Genomic DNA, 21280 nt, shown 5'->3' with positions numbered 1-21280 from the left:
ACTTTTGGGGCGCACTTCACACTGCTATCGGGGGCAAGCCCCCTCCCACATGTTGTTTAGTGGTGCTCGCGGGTCGCGCGGAATTTCACGTCCGGCCAGCGCTCTTCCATCAGCGCCAGGTTGACGCGGGTCGGGGCCAGGTAGGTCAGGTGCCCGCCGCCGTCGAGCGCGAGGTTTTCCACGGCTTTGTTGGAGAACTCTTCCAGCTTTTTCTTATCGGCGCATTCGATCCAGCGTGCGGAGTACACGGTGATCGGCTCGTAGGAGCATTCGACCTTGTATTCCTCTTTCAAGCGGCTGGCGACCACATCGAACTGCAGCACACCCACGGCGCCGAGGATGATGTCGTTGCTGCGCTCGGGGAAGAACACCTGGGTGGCGCCCTCTTCCGCCAGTTGCTGCAAGCCTTGGCGCAATTGCTTGGATTTGAGCGGATCGCGCAGGCGCACGCGGCGGAACAGTTCCGGGGCGAAGTGCGGGATACCGGTAAAGCCCAGCGCTTCACCTTCGGTGAAGGTGTCGCCGATCTGGATGGTGCCGTGGTTATGCAAACCGATGATGTCGCCGGCGTAGGCTTCTTCGAGCTGTTCACGCTCGGAGGAGAAGAACGTCAGGGCGTCGCCGATGCGCACGTCCTTGCCGGTGCGCACGTGGCGCATCTTCATGCCTTTTTCGTATTTGCCGGAGCAGATGCGCATGAACGCGATACGGTCGCGGTGCTTGGGGTCCATGTTCGCCTGGATCTTGAACACGAAGCCGGTGAACTTCTCTTCCACCGGTTCCACGGTACGTTCGTTGGCCACCCGTGGCAGCGGGCGCGGGGCCCAGTCCACCACGGCGTCGAGCACATGGTCGACGCCGAAGTTGCCCAGGGCGGTCCCGAAGAACACTGGGGTCAGCTGGCCGTCGAGGAATTCCTGTTGGTTGAATTCATGGCAGGCGCCCTGCACCAGCTCCAACTGATCGACGAAGCGGTCGTACTCGTCACCCAGGTGGGCGCGGGCTTCGTCGGAGTCGAGTTTTTCGATGATCTTGGTTTCGGTGCGTTCATGCCCGTGGCCGGCGGTGTAGACGATGATGTAATCGTCGGCCAGGTGGTACACGCCTTTGAAGTCGCGGTAGCAACCAATCGGCCAGGTGATCGGCGCGGCCTTGATCTTCAATACGGCTTCGATTTCGTCGAGCAGCTCGATCGGGTCGCGGATATCGCGGTCGAGTTTGTTGATAAAGCTGACGATGGGTGTATCGCGCAGACGGCACACGTCCATCAGCGCGATGGTGCGCGGCTCGACGCCCTTACCGCCGTCCAACACCATCAACGCCGAGTCCACCGCGGTCAGGGTGCGGTAAGTGTCTTCGGAGAAGTCTTCGTGGCCCGGGGTGTCGAGCAGGTTGACCATGTGATCGCGATACGGGAACTGCATGACCGACGTGGTAATGGAGATACCCCGTTGTTTTTCCATTTCCATCCAGTCGGAGGTGGCATGGCGGTCGGATTTGCGGGATTTCACCGTGCCGGCCACTGCGATTGCCTTGCCCATCAGCAAGAGCTTCTCGGTGATGGTGGTTTTACCGGCATCGGGGTGGGAAATAATGGCGAAAGTGCGGCGTTTCGCGACTTCGGCGGCCTGGTGGGTCATGGGAAATCGCCTGGCAGGTGAGTCAAAAAAGGGCGGCGAGTATAGCGCAAACCCAAGGTGACGGACCACCGTTCACCCGATCAGGGGTGGCTAAATGGTGCCAAGTGTGGAACCTTTTAAAAGGTAGAGACGTCCACTCCCCTGCTATCGCACTCGTAACAGGGGCTGAAAAATCAGCAAGTTAGCCTGACGAGGCTGCGCTTATGGCTCGAACTCATGCCGCTTTTGACGGCATTGGCGAGCTGCATTTCGCGTTCACTTTTCGCTGACAGCCAGCCATGGCATGCCACGCAGGAATGTGTTCGTCGACAGAAGAAAAAAGGAGTCCGCCTGTGGCTATTCGCTATGGCAAAGGGCTGATAGGGGGCGCGGTTGTCGTCGCGCTCCTGGCCCTGCTGATCCACTGGATCGGCATCAACACGATCGAGTTGTACCGCGACGATTTGTTGTTTTACCTGCAAGCTCACTTAGTTCTCGTTCTAGTCTCCATGCTGGCGGCCCTCGTTGTGGGCATCCCCGCCGGTATCCTGCTCAGTCGACCGCACATGGTCGGGCGCGCAGAACGCTTCATGCAGATCTTCAACATCGGTAATACCGTCCCTCCCCTGGCCGTACTGGCCATCGCCCTCGGCGTCCTCGGCATCGGTAGCGGCCCGGCCATCTTCGCGCTGTTCCTCGCCTCCCTCCTCCCTATCGTGCGCAACACCTACGAAGGCCTGAAAAACGTTCAAGGCTCGCTCAAAGAAGCCGCCACCGGCATCGGCATGACCCCGCGCCAGGTGCTGTTTCGCGTGGAGTTGCCCAATGCCGTGCCGATCATCATCGGCGGCGTGCGCGTGGCGCTGGCGATCAATGTGGGCACCGCGCCCCTGGCGTTTCTGATCGGCGCCAACAGCCTGGGCAGTCTGATCTTCCCCGGCATCGCCCTGAACAATCAGCCGCAACTGTTGCTCGGCGCCGCATGCACGGCACTGCTGGCCTTGTTGCTGGACGGTCTGGTGACCATGGCCAGCCGCCTCTGGCTGGAACGCGGCTTGCGTCCGTCTTAAGGCTTGGCAAAGGAATTCACATGAAAAAGCTGACACTGATATTGAGCTGCGTCCTGCTGTGCGCAGGGTTTGCACAAGCCGCAGAAAAACCGGTAATCCGCATCGGCGCCCGGGTGTTCACCGAACAGACCCTGCTCGCCGAGATCACCTCCCAATACTTGCGCACCAAGGGCTATGCCCCTCAAGTGACCGGCGGCCTTGGCAGCAACCTGGCGCGCAGTGCCCAGGAAAGCGGGCAACTGGACCTGTTATGGGAATACACCGGTGTGTCGCTGGTGGCCTACAACCACATCGACGAGAAACTCGACAGCGAACAGTCCTACGCTCGGGTCAAAGAACTCGACGCGAAAAAGGGCCTGATCTGGCTGGCGCCGTCGCGCTTTAGCAACACCTATGCCCTGGCGTTGCCACAGAAGGTCGCGCAGGAACATCCCGGGATCAACAGCATCAGCGACCTCACCAAGGCGATGGCGGAAAACACCCGGGAACATCGCCTGGTCGCGCTGGACACCGAGTTCGCCAATCGATCCGACGGTCTTGCCGGCATGGTCAAGCTGTATGAGATGAACCTGACCCGCGCAAACACCCGGCAAATGGACGCTGGCCTGGTCTACACCGCGCTGCGCAATAGCCAAGTGTTCGCCGGCCTGGTCTACACCACCGACGGTCGCTTGAACGCCTTCAAATTAAAACTGCTGGCGGACGACAAGCATTACTTCCCGGACTACACCGCCGCGCCGGTAGTGCGCCAGGCCTACCTGGACGCGCACCCGCAACTGGCCGCCGACCTCAAGCCGCTGGCCGCGCTGTTCGACGACGAAACCATGCGCCAACTCAACGCGCGCGTCGACGTCGACCACGAAAGCCCGTCCGTCGTGGCCGCTGATTTTCTGCGCCAGCATCCGATCAACTAACGAGGAGAAGACATGGAATTCCTGAACGCCTTTTCCCATCTTGATTGGGCCCAAGTCCTGCACCTGACCTGGCAGCACATCACCCTGGTCGGTATCGCGGTGATCCTGGCGATCTTTATCGGTGTGCCCCTGGGCATCCTGATGACGCGCTTCCCGACGCTGGCCGGCCCGCTGCAAGCCAGCGCCACCGTGTTGCTGACGGTGCCTTCGATCGCCCTGTTCGGCCTGCTGTTGCCCTTCTACTCCAAATTCGGTCAGGGCCTGGGGCCGATGCCGGCTATTACCGCCGTGTTTCTTTACTCCCTGCTGCCGATCATGCGTAACACCTACCTGGCCCTCACCGGCGTGGAGCCGGGCATTCGCGAAGCCGCCAGAGGCATCGGCATGACCTTCGGCCAGCGCCTGCGCATGGTCGAGTTGCCCATCGCGGTGCCGGTGATCCTCGCCGGCGTGCGCACTGCCGTGGTGATGAACATCGGTGTGATGACCATCGCCGCCACCATCGGTGCCGGTGGCTTGGGTGTACTGATTCTGGCCTCCATCAGCCGCAGCGATATGTCGATGCTGATCGTCGGTGCCGTACTGGTCAGCCTGCTGGCCATCTTCGCCGACCTGCTTCTGCAATGGCTGCAACGCTCGCTGACTCCAAAAGGATTGCTCAAATGATCGAACTTCAAAACCTGTCCAAGACGTTCCAAAGCAACGGCAAAACCGTCACCGCCGTCAACGATGTCAGCCTGACCGTCAATGAAGGCGAGATCTGTGTATTCCTCGGGCCATCGGGCTGCGGCAAAAGCACCACGCTGAAGATGATCAACCGTCTGATCAAACCCACCTCGGGCAAGATCCTGATAAACGGTGAAGACACCACCGACCTCGACGAAGTGACCCTGCGCCGTAACATCGGCTACGTGATCCAGCAGATCGGCCTGTTCCCCAATATGACCATCGAAGAGAATATCGTGGTCGTGCCGAAACTGCTCGGCTGGGACAAACAGAAATGCCACGACCGCGCCCGCGAGTTGATGAGCATGATCAAGCTGGAGCCCAAGCAGTACCTGCATCGCTATCCGCGTGAATTGTCCGGTGGCCAACAACAGCGGATCGGCGTGATCCGCGCCTTGGCGGCGGATGCGCCGTTGCTGCTGATGGACGAGCCGTTCGGCGCGGTCGACCCGATCAACCGCGAGATGATCCAGAACGAGTTTTTCGAGATGCAGCGGGCGCTGAACAAGACGGTGATTATGGTCAGCCACGACATCGACGAAGCCATCAAGCTGGGCGACAAGATCGCGATTTTCCGCGCCGGCAAACTGTTGCAGATCGACCACCCGGACACATTGCTGGCACACCCGGCAGACGAATTCGTCAGCAACTTTGTGGGCCAGGACAGCACCCTCAAGCGCCTGCTGCTGGTCAAGGCCGAAGACGCGGCGGACAACGCCCCGTCGGTGAGCCCGGAAACCCCGGTGGCCGATGCGCTGGAACTGATGGACGAGCACGACCGTCGCTACGTGGTGGTGACCTGCGCCGAGAACAAGGCACTGGGCTATGTGCGCCGTCGCGACCTGCACCGTCAGACCGGCACTTGCGGCCAGTACCTGCGTGAGTTCAACGCCACGGCGGCGTACGACGAGCACTTGCGCATCCTGTTGTCGCGCATGTACGAGTTCAATCGCTCGTGGTTGCCAGTGCTGGATGCCGAGCGGGTGTTCCTGGGGGAAGTAACGCAAGAGTCGATTGCCGAGTACCTGAGCTCCGGTAAGTCCCGTGGGGGCAAGACCAGCATCGTCTCCCCTGCCGAGACCGCCCTGGCCTGATCTTGTGCGGGAGGGGGCTTGCTCCCTCCCACATTGGGTCCGTGATCTATCGGGGAAATACCTTCAATTACCCCCATGCGGGGAACATCATTCCGTCACACCGGTCGGTTACATAAGTAGCTGCACAACGCAGCGCGACGAACGCGTGCAAAAACGCGACATTTTTAGTTGATCTATGGCCCCTCACGCCCTAAAGTTCGCGCCGAACGTCCATGCTGGAAACGATCCATCCGGCTCAAGTACTGACGACGAGACAGCAAGGCCAAGGGCAGCTTATCCCGTGGCCTTTTTGCTTTCGGCGACATGCCTTGGGAAGTAGGCGAACCAAAGTGGGGATACGGAGGACGTTCAGTTGTACCCATTGATCAATACAGTTTGCCCTTAGGAGTTCCCAGCATGTCGATCAACGTCGAAGATTATTTCGCGCGCGCCACTTTTGACAAAATGAAGGCGTTCGCCGACAAGCAAGAAACCCCGTTCGTGGTGATCGACACCGCGATGATCAGCCAGGCCTACGATGACCTGCGCGCCGGTTTCGAATTCGCCAAGGTTTATTACGCGGTCAAGGCCAACCCCGCCGTCGAGATCATCGACCTGTTGAAAGACAAAGGTTCGAGCTTCGACATCGCCTCGATCTACGAGCTGGACAAGGTCATGGACCGTGGCGTCAGCGCCGACCGCATCAGCTACGGCAACACCATCAAGAAATCCAAGGACATCCGCTACTTCTACGAGAAGGGCGTGCGTCTGTTCTCCACCGACTCCGAAGCCGACCTGCGCAATATCGCCAAGGCCGCGCCGGGCTCGAAAGTGTATGTGCGCATTCTCACCGAAGGTTCCACCACAGCCGACTGGCCGCTGTCGCGCAAATTCGGCTGCCAGACCGACATGGCCATGGACCTGCTGATCCTGGCCCGTGACCTGGGCCTGGTGCCGTACGGCATCTCGTTCCACGTCGGCTCGCAACAGCGCGATATCAGCGTGTGGGACGCGGCTATCGCTAAGGTCAAAGTGATCTTCGAGCGCCTGAAAGAAGAAGACGGCATCCACCTCAAGCTGATCAACATGGGCGGCGGCTTCCCGGCCAACTACATCACCCGCACCAACAGCCTGGAAACCTATGCCGAGGAAATCATCCGCTTCCTCAAGGAAGATTTCGGCGACGATCTGCCGGAAATCATCCTGGAGCCCGGCCGTTCGTTGATCGCCAACGCCGGCATTCTGGTCAGCGAAGTGGTGCTGGTGGCGCGTAAATCCCGCACCGCCGTCGAGCGTTGGGTGTACACGGATGTGGGCAAATTCTCCGGCCTGATCGAAACCATGGACGAGTCCATCAAGTTTCCGATATGGACGGAGAAGAAAGGTGAGATGGAAGAAGTGGTCATCGCTGGACCGACCTGCGACAGCGCCGACATCATGTACGAAAACTACAAGTACGGCCTGCCGCTGAACCTGGCGATCGGTGATCGTTTGTACTGGTTGTCCACCGGTGCGTACACCACCAGCTACAGCGCCGTTGAGTTCAATGGGTTTCCGCCATTGAAGTCCTACTACGTCTAAGCCGTGCTTCCTATAGGAGCGAGCGGTTCGCTCCTATAGGTTTTCCAACTGTCGGGCTCGTTGTTGATAAGCCTGCGCCATCGCCCGGATCCTCGGGTCATCCGTAGCCGCCAGCGCCGTGTGGGCCACCCGCAGAAACTTCAGATTCCCGCCCGCCAGCGCTTTGCGCAGCCATGCCAACGCCGCTTCGATCTGGCCATTATCCGCCAGCACCGCCGCATGACTGAATTGCCCGCGAAAATCCCCGCCCTCGGCTGAACGGCGATACCACTGCTGCGCGGCTTCCAGATCCCGTGGGCAGAATTGTCCTTCCTCCAGATACCGCCCGAGCAAGTTCATCGACTTGGCATGACCCCGCTCGGCCGCTTGGCGATAGCACGCCAATGCCTGGGCTTGATCCTGTGCAACACCACGCCCGGTGGCCAGCAGGTTGGCGTAGTTGTACAACCCCCAGTCCAACCCCGCCTCGGCCGCCAGGCGATATTCCCGCGCGGCCGCCGCTTCGTCGACGGCGCAGCCCCAGCCGTGTTCCAGGCAACGCCCGAGCATATTGCGCGCCATCAACTGCCCGCCTTGTGCCGCAATGCGAAACCACCGCAGCGCCAGCGCTTGATCGCGTTCGATACCGCGCCCGTCCAGCAGAATCTGCCCCAGCAACGCCTGGGCATCCACCACCCCTTCCTTCGCCGCGACCAGGATCGCCTGGGCGGCGCGCACCGGGGAGTCATCAAGCATGCTCTGCAATTGCTCGACCGTGAGCACCTCTTGGCGACGCAACAAAAAGCTCATATCAAACCTCAACCCAGCGACGTAGCAGGTTGTGATAAGTGCCGGTGAGCTGGATCAACGCCGGGTGATCGGGCACATCCCGGGTCAATTGCTGGATCGCGCCGTCCATCTCGAACAGCAATGTGCGCTGGCTGTCTTCGCGCACCAGGCTCTGGGTCCAGAAGAATGAGGCGTAACGCGCGCCCCGGGTCACCGGGTTGACTTTGTGCAGGCTGGACCCGGGGTACAGCACCATATCGCCGGCCGGCAACTTGACCCGCTGCACACCGAAAGTGTCCTGGATCTCCAGTTCGCCGCCGTCGTAGTCATCCGGGTCGCTGAAAAACAATGTGGACGACAAATCGGTGCGCACCCGCTCAGGGCTGCCCTTGGGTTGGCGCACGGCGTTATCGATATGAAAGTCGAAACTGCCGCCGGCGGTGTAGCAGTTAAGCAGCGGCGGGAACACTTTGTGCGGTAACGCCGCCGACATGAACAGCGGGTTTTGCCACAGGCGTTCGAGCATCGCCGTGCCGATTTCCTTGGCCAAGGGGTGGCCTTCGGGCAATTGCAGGTTGTGTTTGGCTTTGGCCGATTGGTGCCCGGCGGTAATTTTACCGTCGGCCCAATCGGCGTTTTCCAAGGCCTGGCGGATGCGCTGCACCTCCTCGCGGGAGAACAGGCCGGGAATGTGCAGCAGCATGGGGCAGTACCTGGGTGCGGAGGGACGCCAATGGTATTGATTCTTATCCACGCTGTAAAACCCAAGGACGGATGAGATCGTAAAAACCGTAAGCAAAAAGTGTAAAGAATGTAAATTCAGTGCAATTAGCAATGTATCGCAATTGATAGAAAGTCGTGTTCACCCTATATTCCGCCGCCTCACATCCTTGGGGAAAGGACACGTCATGTCGCGCACTTCAACAAAAACCTCTGCCGGTTCACCACGCATGCTGGCCTCGGCCATAGGCGTCGCTCTGAGCGCCAGCTCTGCCGCCCACTTGGCGCAAGCGGCTGAAGACACCGAACAAAAAGGCGAGCGCAATAGCATCTCTCTGGGCGCCACCAGCATTACCGGCCAGGAACAGGACGACACCTCTTACCAAGTGGAAAAAGCTGCCTCGCAGAAATACACCGCACCGCTGGTGGACACACCGCGCTCGGTCACTGTGGTGCCGCAACAAGTACTCAAGGACACCGCCGCTACCTCGTTGCAGGATGCGCTGCGCACCGTACCGGGTATAACCTTCGGTGCCGGTGAAGGCGGTAACCCCCAGGGTGACCGTCCGTTTATCCGCGGTTTCGATGCCCAAGGCGACACCTACCTGGACGGCGTGCGCGACACCGGCGGCCAGAGCCGTGAGATTTTCGACATCGAATCCATCGAAGTCAGCAAAGGCCCGAACTCCTCCTTCGGCGGACGCGGCTCGGCCGGTGGCAGCCTCAACCTGGTGAGCAAGACCCCACAGGCACGGGACTTCACCAACGGCGGCTTCACCTACGGTTCCGACCAGACCCGCCGCTACGTGCTCGACGTGAACCGCCAGTTCCTCGACGACAGCGCCGCATTCCGCCTGAACTTGATGAGCCACGAGCAGAACGTGGCCGGGCGCGACGCCGTGAACTACGACCGCTGGGGCGTTGCGCCTTCGCTGACCTTCGGCCTGGGCACCCCCACCCGCGTCAACCTCAGCTACTACCATCTGGAAAGCGACGACCTGCCAGACTCGGGGATTCCCTACGGCTACGGTTCGGCCACCGCCACCGCCCACGTCCACGACAAACCCAACGACGGCGGCGACAGCGATAACTTCTACGGCCTCAAAGGCCGCGATTTCCGCAAGACCCGCGCCGACATCAGTACGTTCTCCATCGAGCACGATCTGAACGACAACATGACCCTGAAAAACACCCTGCGCCACGGCAGCACTGGCCAGGACTACGTACTGACCCAGCCCGACGACAGCAAACTCAACGTGAACAAGTTCGGCACCGTGTGGCGCCGGGCCAATTCGCGTGTATCCACCACCACCACGACCACCAACCAGACCGACCTGTTCGGCAGCTTCCAGGCCCTGGGCTTCAAAAACACCTACTCCACCGGCCTGGAATTCACCGGTGAAGAAACCCGCGTCAGCAGCTACACCGTGAGCCCGAACGCGAATCCGGTGTGCACGCCGGCCAAAGGCGGCCTGGGCGGCCAATGCACGTCGCTGAGCAACCCGAACCCGGACGATGCCTGGACCGGTTCCGTCGCCCGCAACTACAACGGCACCAACACCAAAGCCACCAGCCGCGCCGCGTACGTGTTCGACACCATCGAACTGGACCCGAAATGGCTGCTTAACGTCGGCCTGCGCTACGACACTTTCGACACCGAAGCCAACACCAATGCGGTGCCTAGTGCGACGGTCAAGGCACGCAGCAAAATTAAGGACGACAGCCAGTTCTTCAACTGGCAGGCCGGCCTGGTCTGGAAGCCTCTGGAAAACGGCAGCATCTATGCCTCCTATGCCACCTCAGCCACCCCGCCAGGCGGCCTGGTCGGCGAAGGTTCGGACGGCAACCCACTGTCCGCCGGCGCCGCCACCAGCGATCTGCAACCGGAAGAAACCGTCAACTATGAGCTGGGCACCAAGTGGGACCTGTTCCACGACCGCCTCTCGCTGACCGCCGCCGTGTTCCGCACCGAGAAGAAAAACACGCGCATTCTGGTGGATGCCCTCACCTACCAGAACGCCGGCGAGTCTCGGGTCGATGGTCTGGAATTGTCCGCCAGCGGCAAAATCACAGAGCAATGGCAAGTGTTCGCCGGCTACAGCTACCTGGACAGCGAACTGGTCAAGGCTGGCCGTAACGGTCGCAACGGGGTGATCAGCGCCGGTTCCAACGAAGGCAACCAGATGCCCAACACGCCGAAGAACACCTTCAGTCTGTGGACCACCTATGCCCTTACACCCAAGTTCACCATTGGCGGCGGCGCGTTCTATGTCGACCAGGTTTACGGCGACGTGGGCAACACCGTGTATGTGCCGTCCTACACCCGCTACGACGCCATGGCCAGCTACAAGCTGACCAAGAACGTCGACCTGCAACTGAACGTGCAGAACCTGACCGATAAGGTCTACTACGACAAAGCCTTCTCGACCCACTTCGCCAACCAGGCGGCCGGTCGCACGGCGCTGCTGACCACCAGCTTCCACTTCTAAACGCTGGCCCATAAGCCCCACGCATCGAATGCGTGGGGCTTTTGCGTGTTAAACAACAAAGTTTCTCGACAACCCACGGCATAATGCGCGCCGTGGCATTTATATCCCGATGAGCGAGGCGGTCCGACGTGTTGAAGAAAACCCTGTTTCAGTTGCACTGGTTTTTCGGCATTACTGCCGGGCTGGTGCTGGCCTTGATGGGGATCACCGGTGCGGCGGTGTCGTTCCAAGATGAAATACTGCGGGCCCTCAACCCCAGCGTCCTGCATGTGGAAAAACGCGAAGCCGGGGTGCTGCCACCGGCCGAACTGGTGCGCAAGCTCGAAGTCGCCGAAGGCAAAACCGTGGCGATGCTGTGGGTGGAACGTGACAGCGGCAATGCCGCGCGCGTGGCCTTTACCCCGCCACCGGGTGAGCGACGTGGCCAGATGCGCTACTTCGATCCGTACACCGGCGAGTACCTGGGCGACGCCGTGGGCCAGGATGTGTTCGGTTTTGTCCTGCAACTGCACCGCTTCCTCGCCATCGGCGAAACCGGCCGGCAGATCACCGGCGCCTGCACCCTGATCCTGGTGTTTTTCTGCCTCTCCGGCCTGTACCTGCGCTGGCCGCGCCAAGTGGCGAGTTGGCGCGCCTGGCTGACCCTGGACTGGCGCAAAAAGGGCCGCAGCTTCAACTGGGACCTGCATTCGGTGTTCGGCACCTGGTGCCTGCTGTTTTACCTGCTGGCGGCACTCACCGGGTTGTCCTGGTCCTACGATTGGTACAGCCGAGGGCTGACCCAACTGCTGTCCGATGCCCCGCAGAACGAACGGGTACGCACGCGCGGCCCAGCGCCGACAGGCCCTGCACCGGTGGCCAACTACGACGCGATCTGGAGCAGCCTCTACAGCAACGCCGGCCCGGACCTGAGCGCCTACAACATCCGCATGCCAGGCGCTGCCGGGCAACCGGCCACCGTGTATTACCTGCTGAGCGACTCGCCCCATGACCGCGCGCTCAACCAGATCAACCTGGACCCGGCCTCCGGCGAGATCAAATCCCACGATCGCTACGCCGACAAGAGCCTCAAGGCTCAGTTACTGACCAGCATTTATGCCCTGCACACCGGCAGCTACTTTGGCTTGATCGGGCGGATCGTGTTGACCGTCAGTTCGCTGTTGATGCCGTTGTTCTTTATCACCGGCTGGTTGCTGTACCTGGATCGCCGTCGCAAAAAACGCCAAGTGCGCGACGCCCGCCAGCGCCTCGGCGCCAACCTCAGCGACGCACCGGCCTGGCTGATCGGCTTTGCCAGCCAGAGCGGTTTCGCCGAGCAACTGGCCTGGCAGACCGCCGGGCAACTGCAGGCCGCCGGCCTGCCGGTGAAGGTGCAGGCGCTGGGCAGCGTCAATGCCGATGACCTGCGCCAAGCGCACAACGCGCTGTTCGTGGTCAGCACCTTCGGCGACGGCGAAGCCCCCGACAGCGCACGTGGTTTCGAGCGCGGCGTGCTTGGCCAGGCTTTGTCGCTCAACGATTTGAACTACGCGGTGTTGGCCCTAGGGGATCGTCAGTACCAGCACTTTTGCGGCTTCGCCCGACGCCTGCATTTCTGGCTGACCAACCAGGGCGGCACGGCGCTGTTCGCGCCGGTGGAAGTGGACAGCGGCGATACCCAAGCCCTACTGCACTGGCAGCAACAATTGGGCGAACTGACCGGCCACGCCCCCGCCGCCGCCTGGCCCAGCGCCCAGTACGAGCACTGGACACTGAGCCAGCGCACCCTGCTCAACCCCGGCAGCGCAGGCGAAGGCGTGTACCTGCTGGGCCTCACGTCGACGTCGCCGCAGCACTGGGACGCTGGCGACCTGGTGGAAATCCTGCCGCGTAATCCCGCGTCGGCAGTCGAGCACTTTCTGGCGGGCCTGGGCCTGCAAGGCAGCGACGGCGTACTCATCGAAGGGCTGGCACAGACGCTCGATCAGGCCCTGACCACTCGCCAATTGCCGGACAACCGCGCGCATCTGGTCGGCCTGCACGCCCAAGCGCTGGTGGATGCTCTGGTGCCGCTGAGCATGCGCGAATACTCCATCGCCTCGATTGCCAGCGACGGCGTGCTGCAACTGATCGTGCGCCAGGAACGCCACGCCGACGGCCGCCTGGGCCTGGGCTCGGGTTGGCTCACCGAACACGCGGCTCTCGGCGGCGCGATCAGCCTGCGTCTGCGGCGCAACAGCAGCTTCCACCTGCCGGACGCGCCGGTGCCGCTGATCCTGCTGGGCAACGGCACCGGCCTGGCCGGCCTGCGCAGCTTGCTGAAAGCGCGCATTGCCGAAGGCCAGCAACGTAACTGGTTGCTGTTCGGCGAACGCAATATCGCCCACGACTACCTGTGCCAGGACGAGCTGCAAGGCTGGCTCGCCAGCGGCGATCTAGCGCTGTTGGACCTGGCGTTCTCCCGCGATCAGGCGGAGAAGATCTACGTGCAGGATCGCCTGCGCGAATCGGCCGACGTGCTACGTAGATGGCTGGCCGATGGCGCGGCGATCTATGTGTGCGGGAGCTTACAGGGCATGGCTGCCGGGGTGGACCAGGCGCTACTGGATATCCTCGGCCGCGAGGCGGTGGAGCGCTTGATCGAACAAGGCCGCTATCGCCGCGACGTGTACTGAGGTCACTCACTGTGGAAGGGGGCTTGCCCCCGATAGCGGTGGGTCAGTCGTCTGATAAATAACTGTCACACCGTCATCGGGGGCAAGCCCCCTCCCACATTGGGATTGCATTGCAAGTCAGTGTTCTGTGCCGGTGGCGCTTTTTCGAACACCACTTCAGGTCCGGCAACAAACTCCCGGAACGGCTCGAAATCCTGGAACGCCGCGCGATCCACTGTGGGAGGGGGCTTGCCCCCGATAGCGGTGGATCAGTCGTCTGATAATTAACTGTCACACCGCCATCGGGGGCAAGCCTCCTCCCACAGTGGGACTGCATTTCAAGTCAGGTGGGTTGCAACTTCTGTTCGAATACTGAGACTCCATCCAAGTCGCGCAGGATCACCGTCAACTCTCCCGTCTGGCCATCAATATTCACCTCGCCAAAAAACTGAAACCCGGCAAACGGCGAAGTGTTCTGTGCCGGTGGCGCTTTTTCGAACACCACTTCAGGCCCAAACGTTTTATCCAGCGGATTGGGCCCGAAGCTGCCAGCGTTCAACGGCCCGGCGACAAACTCCCAGAACGGCTCGAAATCCTGGAACGCCGCGCGATCCGGGTGGTAGTGATGCGCCGCGCAGTAGTGCACGTCTGCCGTCAGCCACACATGGTTGCGTACCTGCTGCGCACGCAGGAACGCCAGCAGTTCGGCGATTTCCAGCTCGCGGCCTTGGGCCGGGCCCGGCTCACCATTTGCGATGGCCTCCCAACGCGGCACGCCGGGGCTGACTTCACCGTCGGGCACGCCCAGGCCGATGGGCATGTCGGCGGCGATGACTTTCCATTGCGCCTTGGAGCCCTTGAGTTCGCTCTTGAGCCAGTCCAATTGCTCTCGCCCCAGAAACGGCTTGGCCGCCCCCAGGTTGTCATCGTTGGGGCCACGGTAGCTGCGCATATCGAGCACGAATACATCCAGCAGCGGGCCATAACTGAGCTTGCGATAGATGCGCCCGCCGCCGTCGGCGCTTTGGCGGCGCATCGGCGAATATTCCAGCCAGGCCTGGCGCGCGCGGCCCACCAGCGTGTTGATGTCGCGGGTCTGGTAGCGCTCGTCCAATTGCTTGCTCGGCGACCAGTTGTTGATCACTTCGTGGTCGTCCCACTGCCAGATCTGCGGTACTTCGGCGTTGAAGCGGCGCACGTTTTCATCCATGAGGTTGTAGCGGTAGTTGCCACGGTATTCGTCCAGGGTCTCGGCGACTTTGCTCTTGGCCTCGGTGGTGATATTGCGCCAGATACGCCCGCCTTCAGTGGCCAGTTGCGCCGGCACCGGGCCGTCGGCGTAGATGGTGTCGCCGCTGTGGATAAAGAAGTCCGGCAGACGCAAGCGCATGGCTTCGTAGATGCGCATGCCACCGATGTCCGGGTTGATGCCGAAGCCTTGGCCGACGGTGTCGCCGCTCCATACAAAGCGAATGTCGCGGCGCTGTTGCGGCACGCTGCGCAGGTGGCCGAACCAGGGCTCGCTGGCCACGCCGCTCTGGGCGTCTTCGAAATGCACGCGATAGAAAACCGCCTGGTCGGCAGGCAACCCAGTCAGTTCAACGCGGGCGGTGAAGTCGGTGCGGTTGTCGGCCAGCGGCGAAACAAAACGGCGCGGGTTGCTGAACACGCTGCGGGTGTCCCATTCCACCACCATCCGCGCGGGCCGGTCGCTGCGGCTCCAGATCATCGCGCGGTCGCCCAGTAGATCGCCGGACTGCACCCCATCGGTAAGTTGCGGCCGGTCCTTGACCGACGCGATCACCGCCGGCGCCAGGCCCGGCAATAACAGACCGGCGCCGACGGCTTGCATCACGCGACGACGGCCCAGATCGAAGTGGCTCATGCAGGTGCCCTCTTGAGTCTCAAAAGAGGCACTTAACCACGCGGGGATGAAGCGGGTGTGACACTCTGTGGGAGAGGCTTGCCTCCCCACAATTTCGGGCCCTGCCAGACCGTGTCAGGCGTTGGCCGGCGCGACGCTCAGCTCCACCACTTCCGCCCGTTTGATCAGCGCATACACCACCCCGGTCAGCAGGCTGCCCGCAACGATCGCCAGCAGATACAGCAACGCATGGTTGATGGCATTCGGGATCACCAGCACAAACAAACCACCGTGGGGCGCGGCCAGTACGCAGCCGAAATACATCGACAGCGCGCCGGTCAACGCACCGCCGGCGATGCTTGCCGGGATCACGCGCAACGGGTCTTTGGCGGCGAAAGGGATCGCGCCCTCGGAGATAAAACACATCCCGAGGATCATCGCGGCTTTGCCGGCTTCGCGTTCGGTCTGGGCGAATTTGCGCCGCGCCAGAAACGTGGCGATGCCCATGCCGATGGGCGGCACCATGCCGGCGGCCATGGTCGCGGCCATCGGCGCGCCGCTGTGGGCGGCCAGCAAGCCGACGGAAAACGCATACGCCGCTTTGTTGATCGGCCCGCCCAGGTCCACGCACATCATGCCGCCCAGCAGAATGCCCAGCAGCACCGCGTTGGTGGTGCCCATGGTGCTGAGGAATTCAGTCAAGCCGCTGAGCATGCGCGCCACCGGCGGGCCCACCAGGTAGATCATCGCCAGGCCGGTGAATAGGCTCGCCAGCAACGGGATGATCAGGATCGGTTTGAGAGCTTCCATGCTTTGCGGCAGACGCACCACGCGCGTGACGCCTTTGACGCAGTAACCGGCCAGGAAACCGGCAAAAATGCCGCCGATAAAACCCGCGCCCAAGGTGCCGGCCAGCAGGCCGCCAATCATGCCCGGCGCGATCCCCGGACGGTCGGCGATCGAATAGGCGATATAACCGGCCAGCAGCGGCACCATCAAGGTAAACGCGCTGTTGCCGACGGTTTTCAACGCCGCCGCCAAGGTGCCTTCCTGTTCGAACGCATGAATGCCGAACGCAAACGACAGAGCGATCAGCAAGCCGCCCGCCACCACCATCGGCAACATGAACGACACACCGGTGAGCAAGTGCTTGTAGACGCCGGTCTTTTCCGACTTGGCTACCGGCGCACCGGCGGCGCTTTCCACAGCGCCTTCGGCCAGGGCTTTGTTCAGGGTCGCTTCGGATTGCTTGAGAGCAATGCCGGTGCCGCAACGGTAAATCTTCTTGCCGGCGAAGCGTTCGGTAGCCACTTCGATATCAGCCGCCAACAGCACCACATCGGCATTGGCGATAGCGTCGGCGCTCAGCGGCGTACGTGCGCCCACCGAACCTTGGGTCTCGACCTGCAAGTCGTAACCCAGGCGCTTGGCCGTCTGCTGCAAGGCTTCGGCAGCCATAAAGGTATGGGCCACGCCGGTCGGGCACGCGGTGACGGCGACGATGCGTGGGGCATTCTTTGCCGCGACCGGCGCCTGGCTGGCGACATACACCTGAGCCTCTTCAGCACCGCGACGCAACACCGCTTCCACATCCGCCAACGCCTGGGCCGGCGTACTTTGGAACACGCGCTTGCCGATGAAGCGCTGCATATCCACCCGCGTGCTGCTGACCAGCAACACCCACTCGGCGGCGGCCAGGGTCGCGTCGGATAGCGCGCGCTCGGGGTGCTGCACATCCACCACTTCGACACTGGTGCTCCAGCCTTGGCGCTGCGCGGCGGCGTCCAGCAAGCGGGCGCACAGCACACTGGTGACCATGCCGTTGGGGCAGGCAGTAACAATGGCTAACTTCATGACTAACCCTCTTATTGTTCTGTGAGCGGGCGTACATCGACGCCGCTTTGCAGATGCGCCAACTGCGCGTCATCGCTGATGCCGAAACCGATCTGCGTCACCGCCATCGCGGCAATCGCCGTGGCACGGCGCAGGGTCTGTTCGGGGCCCTCGCCACTGAGCAGACCGTGCAACATGCCGGCCAGCAACGAATCCCCGGCACCCACGGTGCTGGCCACGCTGACCTTGGGCGGCGTGGCATGCAGCGCCAGCGTCGGGCTGAACCAGTTCACACCGTCGGCGCCATGGGATACCACCACATGTTCCACCCCCTGGGCGTGCAGGCGCTGCGCGGCCTGGCGCTGCTGTTCGAGGGTGTCGGTGGGGCAATCGAGGGCATCGGCCAGTTCTTCGGTGTTCGGCTTGACCAACCACGGGCCGGCTCGCAAACCGGCACGCAGCGCCTCGCCACTGGTGTCCAGGGCAACCTTCAAACCGAGGCCTTTCAACTGCACCAACACATGGTGCAACCACTGCGCACTGACGCCGCGCGGCAAGCTGCCGGCGACCACCACCGCATCGTGACCGGGAGCGATCAGAGTGAGCTGGTTGAGCAAGGCCTGTTGCGCCTGCTCGCTCACCTGCGGGCCCGGCGCGTTGATATCGGTGACACGACCGTCCTGCTCGGCGATTTTGATATTGCTGCGGGTTTCCCCCGGCACGCGGATAAACGCGTCGGCAAAACCGCGACGAGCGATCAGCGCGTCAAAGGCTTGCGGGTTGTCCGCACCGAGAAAACCGCCCACGGTCAATTGATGCCCCAGATCGGCCAGCACCTGCGCCACATTCACGCCCTTGCCGGCGGCATGGGTCAGCAGGGTTTCGCTGCGGTTGACTTCACCCGGTTCCAGGCGGGCCAAGCGCACCGTGAGATCCAACGCCGGGTTCAGCGTCAGGGTCAGAATCCTTGCCATTTACACCGCCTCCACGAGGGCTCGCACATCGGCGGGGGAACCCACCGCCAGCGCTTGTTGTGCCAGGCTCCGGGCCTGGCTCAGACTGAATTCGCGCACACGCGCCTTCACTTCGGGAATGCTGCGCGCCGACACGCTCAGTTCGTCCACTCCCAAGCCCACCAGCACCGGCACTGCCAGCGGGTCCGCCGCCAGTTCGCCGCACACGCCGACCCATTTGCCGTGGGCATGGGCGGCGCGCACGGTGATATCGATCAACTGCAACACCGCCGGGTGCAAGCCATCGGCTTGGGCAGATAAGGTTGGGTGGCCACGGTCGATGGCCAGCGTGTATTGGGTCAGGTCGTTGGTGCCGACACTGAAGAAGTCCACTTCCTTGGCCAGCACCGGCGCCAGCAAGGCGGCCGACGGTACTTCGATCATGATCCCCAGTTGCAGGTCGGCCACCGGGATTTCCAGGCGCAGGCGCTCGGTCATGTCTCGGGCGGCGCGCCACTCATCGACGCTGCCGACCATGGGAAACATAATGCGCAGCGGGCGGTTATCCGCCGAACGCAACAGCGCGCGCAGCTGCGCTTCCATGATCTGCGGGCGTTGCAAGGTCAGGCGAATGCCACGCACGCCCAGGAAAGGGTTTTCTTCCTCGGCAATCGGCCAGTAAGGCAACGGTTTGTCGCCGCCCACGTCGAGGGTGCGCACCACCAACGGGCGCCCACCGAGGCCGTCGAGAACGCGGCGGTACTCGGCTTCTTGGCTGGCTTCATCCGGCGCTTGTGGGTGAGCCATAAAAATCAGTTCGGTGCGCAACAAACCGATGCCTTCGGCGCCCTGCTCCACCGCTGCGGCGACACCGGCGCTTTCGCCGATATTGGCGAACACTTCCACGGCATGCCCGTCGCGTGTAAGAGCTGTTTCATGGCGCTGGGCGGAGGCCGCTTGCAGGCGTTGTTCACGGGTATCGCGCTCGACGGTAGCCCGTTGCAGGGTGGCGGCATCGGGGTCCACATGCAGGCGGCCGCGCTGGCCATCGAGCAACAGCGGCGTGCCGGCGGCGACCAGCAAGACGGCGGCGCCAGCACCGACCAGCGCGGGGATACCGAGGGCACGCGCGACGATGGCGCTGTGGGCCGTGGCGCCACCGCGAGCGGTGAGGATACCGGCGACGCGCGCCGGGTCCAGGCGCGCCACATCGGACGGGCCGACCTCGTCCATCACCAGGATGTACGGCTCATTCGGCTCTTGGGCGGTTTCGACGCCGCACAGTTGCGCCAGCACGCGACGGCCGATATCCCGCAGGTCGGCGGCACGCTCGGCGAGCAAGGCGTCCTGCAACGACTCCTGCTGTTTGGCGGCGGCTTCGATCACGCTCATCCACGCGGCTTCGGCGCTTTCGCCTTGCTTAAGGCGAGTGTCGACGTCGTCGGTCAGTTCCGGGTCGTCGAGCATTTCCTGGTGGGTGATGAAAATCTCGCGGATCGCTTTGGATGGGCTGCGCTCGATCAGCCCCTGAATATCGCGGCGCACGTCGGTCAGGGCGGCATGCAGACGCTGACGCTCGATCACCGGTGACTCGCCGCGCAGTGGGTAGTCGAACACCTGCTGGGTCTGGACATGAGCGGGGCCAATGGCAATCCCCGGCGCCGCAGCGATAGCCTGGATCTGGCTACCGGAGGCCGGTGCGCTGAGCAGCGGTTCGAGGTCCAGGGTTTCGGGGGGCGCGCTGACGGTCGGCAGCGGCTCGACCTCTTCACCGAGCCCCTCCTCCACCGCGGCCAGCAGTGCCGGCAGCGCATCACCGGCAATGCCGGGTTCGGCAACGAACTCCAGCACCTGGCCACGGCGGGCGCCGAGGCTGAGCAGCTTGCTCAAGCTTTTGACCGACACCGCGGTGGCCGGACCATCGATGATGCGCACACGGATATCGCCGTCAAAACTCTTGGCTAACTGCGCCAGGATCTTCGCCGGCCGCGCGTGCAGGCCATGGGCGTTGGCCAGGGTGATGCGCGCGCTCGGCCAGTCCGGCGGCAGTTCGCCGCCCAATACTTCAAGCACCGCGCGGCTGCTGGTGGCGCGGCCCAGTTCCTGGCCACGGCCTTCGATCAGCAACGCGCACAAACGCTCAAGCAAGGCCTGGTGCGCTTCGCCCAGGCTGGCCAGGCAAAACAGGCCCGTGAGCGGTTGGCCCAGGTAACGCATGGGTTTGTCCGGGGTGACGAACGCCAGGCCCGGACGTTTGACGGTCTGCTCGCTGTGCAGCCACCACAGGCCGTCGCCCAGGGGCAGCGCATCGACCTGTTGCAATACGGCGGCGAAGCCGTTGCTGACGCAATCGGCCTGGCGCAGCAGGCGGGCGCCACGCCATACCAGCTCTTCAAAATCGTCGGCGGACACGCCCAGGCTGATCATCTGTGCATCCAGCGCCAGCTCCTGCGGTGCACCCTGCAGCAATTTCAGCAGAGCTTCTGCGGAGGCGGCGCGACGCAGCGCCTCACCCAGGTCGGTCTCGCCGAGGGCGCGGGTCAGCAATTGCAGCAGGCGAAGGTGTTCGTCGGATTGAGCGGCAATGCCAATGGCCAAATACACGATCTGGCCGTCGCCCCAGTCCACCCCTTCGGGGAACTGCAGCAGACGCACGCCGGTGGCAAACACCTGGTCGCGGGTTTCAGGCGTGCCGTGGGGGATTGCAATACCTTGGCCGAGAAACGTCGAGCCCTGGGCTTCACGGGCTTGCAAGCCACTCAGATAGCCCTCGGCGACCAGACCGTCGGCCACCAGTGTGTCAGCGAGCAGGTGCAAGGCAGCAGATTTATCCACAGCCACCTGGCCCATGGATATCTGCTCTACAGTGAGCTCAAGCATGCCGTTCTCCTAGTTAGTGCGCTGGGCGCACTAGGTATTGTTTTGAATAAAACAGTGTAGGGGTGTTTGAAAACTACTGACTGAGCGGTCAGTTGGCAGGAGCCGCTCGGTCGCGAACGTCGTAAAAATACGCTGGCTGAAACGTTTAATCTAGAAT

14 protein-coding genes are annotated in these 21280 nt (G+C 62.5%); 7 read left to right on the top strand and 7 right to left on the bottom strand.

Annotation, left to right across the window (positions count from 1 at the left end):
- Positions 1-56: 56 nt before the first annotated feature.
- Positions 57-1640: a peptide chain release factor 3 gene (locus YA0848_RS27410; protein ID WP_034111736.1), complete on the bottom strand. Its 1584-nt coding sequence runs from the start codon at positions 1638-1640 to the stop codon at positions 57-59.
- Between the two features lie 296 nt (positions 1641-1936).
- Between YA0848_RS27410 and YA0848_RS27405 the strand changes: the two genes are divergently transcribed.
- From YA0848_RS27405 to YA0848_RS27385, 5 genes are all read left to right on the top strand, one after another.
- Complete coding sequence (locus YA0848_RS27405; protein ID WP_232925194.1) at positions 1937-2689, top strand: ABC transporter permease; 753 nt, start codon at positions 1937-1939, stop codon at positions 2687-2689.
- Positions 2690-2709: 20 nt separating this feature from the next.
- Positions 2710-3603, top strand: a complete 894-nt coding sequence (locus YA0848_RS27400; protein WP_034111735.1) for a glycine betaine ABC transporter substrate-binding protein — start codon at positions 2710-2712, stop codon at positions 3601-3603.
- Between the two features lie 12 nt (positions 3604-3615).
- Positions 3616-4269 carry an ABC transporter permease gene (locus YA0848_RS27395; RefSeq protein WP_003188473.1) on the top strand — a complete coding sequence of 218 codons (654 nt, stop codon included), beginning with the start codon at positions 3616-3618 and terminating at the stop codon, positions 4267-4269.
- Positions 4266-5423, top strand: a complete 1158-nt coding sequence (locus tag YA0848_RS27390; RefSeq protein ID WP_169902828.1) for an osmoprotectant ABC transporter ATP-binding protein OsmV — start codon at positions 4266-4268, stop codon at positions 5421-5423. Before YA0848_RS27395 ends, YA0848_RS27390 begins: the two co-directional genes overlap by 4 nt.
- A gap of 396 nt (positions 5424-5819) precedes the next feature.
- A complete protein-coding gene (locus YA0848_RS27385) occupies positions 5820-6983 on the top strand; it encodes a type III PLP-dependent enzyme (RefSeq protein ID WP_034095854.1) in 1164 nt (387 codons plus the stop codon).
- Positions 6984-7016: 33 nt separating this feature from the next.
- On the opposite strand, the gene YA0848_RS27380 is transcribed toward YA0848_RS27385, so the two are convergent.
- Together YA0848_RS27380 and YA0848_RS27375 are read right to left on the bottom strand one after the other, a co-directional pair.
- Positions 7017-7772 (bottom strand): tetratricopeptide repeat protein, encoded by a 756-nt coding sequence (locus YA0848_RS27380; protein ID WP_034095853.1) that lies wholly within the window; start codon positions 7770-7772, stop codon positions 7017-7019.
- Between the two features lies 1 nt (position 7773).
- A complete protein-coding gene (locus tag YA0848_RS27375; RefSeq protein WP_169902829.1) occupies positions 7774-8454 on the bottom strand; it encodes a Fe2+-dependent dioxygenase in 681 nt (226 codons plus the stop codon).
- A gap of 205 nt (positions 8455-8659) precedes the next feature.
- Between YA0848_RS27375 and YA0848_RS27370 the strand changes: the two genes are divergently transcribed.
- The gene (locus YA0848_RS27370; protein ID WP_034095851.1) at positions 8660-10960 is read left to right on the top strand and encodes a TonB-dependent receptor; all 2301 of its coding nucleotides are present in this window, start codon (positions 8660-8662) and stop codon (positions 10958-10960) included.
- A gap of 128 nt (positions 10961-11088) precedes the next feature.
- A complete protein-coding gene (locus YA0848_RS27365) occupies positions 11089-13614 on the top strand; it encodes a PepSY domain-containing protein (RefSeq protein WP_184316525.1) in 2526 nt (841 codons plus the stop codon).
- Between the two features lie 322 nt (positions 13615-13936).
- On the opposite strand, the gene YA0848_RS27360 is transcribed toward YA0848_RS27365, so the two are convergent.
- From YA0848_RS27360 to ptsP, 4 genes are all read right to left on the bottom strand, one after another.
- Positions 13937-15478: an alkaline phosphatase D family protein gene (locus tag YA0848_RS27360; protein ID WP_040267233.1), complete on the bottom strand. Its 1542-nt coding sequence runs from the start codon at positions 15476-15478 to the stop codon at positions 13937-13939.
- Between the two features lie 114 nt (positions 15479-15592).
- The gene (locus YA0848_RS27355; RefSeq protein WP_184316523.1) at positions 15593-17311 is read right to left on the bottom strand and encodes a PTS fructose-like transporter subunit IIB; all 1719 of its coding nucleotides are present in this window, start codon (positions 17309-17311) and stop codon (positions 15593-15595) included.
- Positions 17312-17322: 11 nt separating this feature from the next.
- Positions 17323-18264, bottom strand: a complete 942-nt coding sequence (gene pfkB / locus YA0848_RS27350; protein ID WP_169902835.1) for a 1-phosphofructokinase — start codon at positions 18262-18264, stop codon at positions 17323-17325.
- Positions 18265-21123 (bottom strand): phosphoenolpyruvate--protein phosphotransferase, encoded by a 2859-nt coding sequence (ptsP, locus tag YA0848_RS27345; RefSeq protein WP_169902837.1) that lies wholly within the window; start codon positions 21121-21123, stop codon positions 18265-18267.
- Between the last annotated feature and the right edge of the window lie 157 nt (positions 21124-21280).

Source organism: Pseudomonas sp. S4_EA_1b (assembly GCF_016307435.1).
Classification (GTDB): domain Bacteria; phylum Pseudomonadota; class Gammaproteobacteria; order Pseudomonadales; family Pseudomonadaceae; genus Aquipseudomonas; species Aquipseudomonas rhodesiae.
This window is presented reverse-complemented; position numbering and strand designations above follow the sequence as displayed.

Bases quoted from the DNA above. Each gene is read 5' to 3' on its own strand.
- YA0848_RS27410 (WP_034111736.1), bottom strand. From the start codon at position 1,640: ATGACCCACCAGGCCGCCGAAGTCGCGAAACGCCGCACTTTCGCCATT.
- YA0848_RS27405 (WP_232925194.1), top strand. From the start codon at position 1,937: ATGTGTTCGTCGACAGAAGAAAAAAGGAGTCCGCCTGTGGCTATTCGC.
- YA0848_RS27400 (WP_034111735.1), top strand. From the start codon at position 2,710: ATGAAAAAGCTGACACTGATATTGAGCTGCGTCCTGCTGTGCGCAGGG.
- YA0848_RS27395 (WP_003188473.1), top strand. From the start codon at position 3,616: ATGGAATTCCTGAACGCCTTTTCCCATCTTGATTGGGCCCAAGTCCTG.
- YA0848_RS27390 (WP_169902828.1), top strand. From the start codon at position 4,266: ATGATCGAACTTCAAAACCTGTCCAAGACGTTCCAAAGCAACGGCAAA.
- YA0848_RS27385 (WP_034095854.1), top strand. From the start codon at position 5,820: ATGTCGATCAACGTCGAAGATTATTTCGCGCGCGCCACTTTTGACAAA.
- YA0848_RS27380 (WP_034095853.1), bottom strand. From the start codon at position 7,772: ATGAGCTTTTTGTTGCGTCGCCAAGAGGTGCTCACGGTCGAGCAATTG.
- YA0848_RS27375 (WP_169902829.1), bottom strand. From the start codon at position 8,454: ATGCTGCTGCACATTCCCGGCCTGTTCTCCCGCGAGGAGGTGCAGCGC.
- YA0848_RS27370 (WP_034095851.1), top strand. From the start codon at position 8,660: ATGTCGCGCACTTCAACAAAAACCTCTGCCGGTTCACCACGCATGCTG.
- YA0848_RS27360 (WP_040267233.1), bottom strand. From the start codon at position 15,478: ATGAGCCACTTCGATCTGGGCCGTCGTCGCGTGATGCAAGCCGTCGGC.
- YA0848_RS27355 (WP_184316523.1), bottom strand. From the start codon at position 17,311: ATGAAGTTAGCCATTGTTACTGCCTGCCCCAACGGCATGGTCACCAGT.
- pfkB (WP_169902835.1), bottom strand. From the start codon at position 18,264: ATGGCAAGGATTCTGACCCTGACGCTGAACCCGGCGTTGGATCTCACG.
- ptsP (WP_169902837.1), bottom strand. From the start codon at position 21,123: ATGCTTGAGCTCACTGTAGAGCAGATATCCATGGGCCAGGTGGCTGTG.